This is a genomic window from Paenibacillus sp. YN15 (genome assembly GCF_003285005.1).
Classification (GTDB): domain Bacteria; phylum Bacillota; class Bacilli; order Paenibacillales; family NBRC-103111; genus Paenibacillus_AR.
In genome coordinates this window covers 1-1,756 of sequence record NZ_QMFA01000088.1, presented here as the reverse complement: position 1 = coordinate 1,756, position 1,756 = coordinate 1, and the positions used below count along the sequence as shown (strand labels likewise).

The 1,756-nt window shown below is 35.6% G+C and carries 2 protein-coding genes; one reads left to right on the top strand and one right to left on the bottom strand.

The genetic code is table 11. The features are described from left to right. Positions 1–39: 39 nt before the first annotated feature. Positions 40–870: a spermidine synthase gene (locus DQG13_RS30235; protein ID WP_113023912.1), complete on the top strand. Its 831-nt coding sequence runs from the start codon at positions 40–42 to the stop codon at positions 868–870. On the opposite strand, the gene DQG13_RS30230 is transcribed toward DQG13_RS30235, so the two are convergent. Beyond that, positions 860–1,717 carry a hypothetical protein gene (locus DQG13_RS30230; RefSeq protein ID WP_113023911.1) on the bottom strand — a complete coding sequence of 286 codons (858 nt, stop codon included), beginning with the start codon at positions 1,715–1,717 and terminating at the stop codon, positions 860–862. The genes DQG13_RS30235 and DQG13_RS30230 overlap by 11 nt on opposite strands. Positions 1,718–1,756: the final 39 nt, after the last annotated feature.

Here is a 1,756-nt window from a genome sequence, read left to right as displayed (position 1 = left end):
GATGAAGGATAATATGTAATTATCGGGGGTTCAGGCTAAATGGGAACATTTCACGAGAACGATTTGATTAGCTTATATTTGTCTGAACTGAAAGAGATTGAAAATATAAAATCTGAAAGACAAGCAATTCAGTTATACATTCACCCAGTCTTAGGAAAGGTATTAGTCATTAATGACGAAATACAGCATATTGAAAACTATCAATGCATATATCACGAAATGTTAGTGCATCTTCCAATATCTTTTATACCGTACCCACAGCAAGCTTTAATAATTGGTGGCGGATCGCTCTTTTCCGCATATGAGCTCCTTAAATATACATCCATAACCAAAGTAGTTCTTTGCGATTATGATCCAGCTGTAATATCGTTAATGGAAAAGAACTATCCCCACGTTGAAAAAGTGTTAACCGATAAAAGATTCCATTATATAAATAGCGATGCAAAAAAATACCTCGAAGTAGAAACTAATCAATATGACATTATTATAAATGACTGTTTTAACATTATTAAAGAGGTCTCCCCAAGTGGAAAACCCCTCGCCGATTTATTATTTGAAAAATTGACTCACAATGGCATATGTTCGGATATCATATACCGACACATATTTGACCAAGAAACCACATGTGCAACTTTGGAAAAAATGAAGGCATACTCGAATGTTTGTTTTTCACTTGTAACTGTTCCAGAATATCCCGGTATTCTGCACTTAGAAGTATTATGGGGTAAGAATGATAAACTTAAGCAAACAGCCAGAAATGCATGCAATCTTGAACAATTCCAATCACACATGTTTCAGTATTACAATCCCACTATGTTGCCTTATTACTTATACCTTCCGAAATACCTTGATGCGGTATTTAATAAATGAATTGCGAAGTAAAGCTTATGCTTGGCGTTGGTGATGTTAGCGTATCGTAGTAAACCCTAACGGAATCCCATTTTGGTGAAGTGTAAATATTCTTCAAACAGTTATTTATTTCTCTTTGATTACTGAAATATCCATATTGGACTAAGTATGGATTCTTTTTATCATTTGTTGCTGCCCATGGTGATCCCAACAACGAACTGATTCTATCCATTTCGTTGTTGTAAAGCTGTATCGAATCAATTTTTACATATGGTATCTCACTGTATGAGTCTTGCTGAAACTGTATCCCAGCTTTTAAAAACATTCCTTGAGCAACAAAGCCGTGTTGAGCGGGACATTTTGCCAATGTACCCTTAATTCTTACTCTAGTACCAAAATAACTTTTATTAAAAAACTCTGGTACCTTTTTCAATAGGGTTTTGGTTGGCACTACTCCTAGAATACCCTCACCGATATATCCATAACGATTATATAAACCTACTAAGGTTTCACCATTGATTGGTCCAGTTCTAAGTGCATCATCAGAACCTGCATAGAATTCAAGATTAGAAAAATCTTCAGCAGATATTTTTCCAGGAAAAGAATATAGTTGATTCCATCTCTCTGCGTTCGTATAAGGATCTCTTGGGAATAACTGAACGTAAGGAGAAATGAGACCATCAAAAGCTAAGGTATCCCCGATATCAATATTTTTGCAATGAATACCTCTTTGCCACAGGTCGAATGCCCCATCAAAGGTATTAGTTTTAAAAATTTTACCTTTAATTTTGTCAAATGCGCATCCACCAAGGACTCCCACAAGCGTTTGGGCAGCAGCTTCTAGAAGTGGTTTAGCAATGATATCCATAAAACCCCTCCAACCGATAATTACATATTATCCTTCATC

Coding starts and splice junctions, on each gene's coding strand:
- DQG13_RS30230 (WP_113023911.1), bottom strand. CDS start 1,717: ATGGATATCATTGCTAAACCACTTCTAGAAGCTGCTGCCCAAACGCTT.
- DQG13_RS30235 (WP_113023912.1), top strand. CDS start 40: ATGGGAACATTTCACGAGAACGATTTGATTAGCTTATATTTGTCTGAA.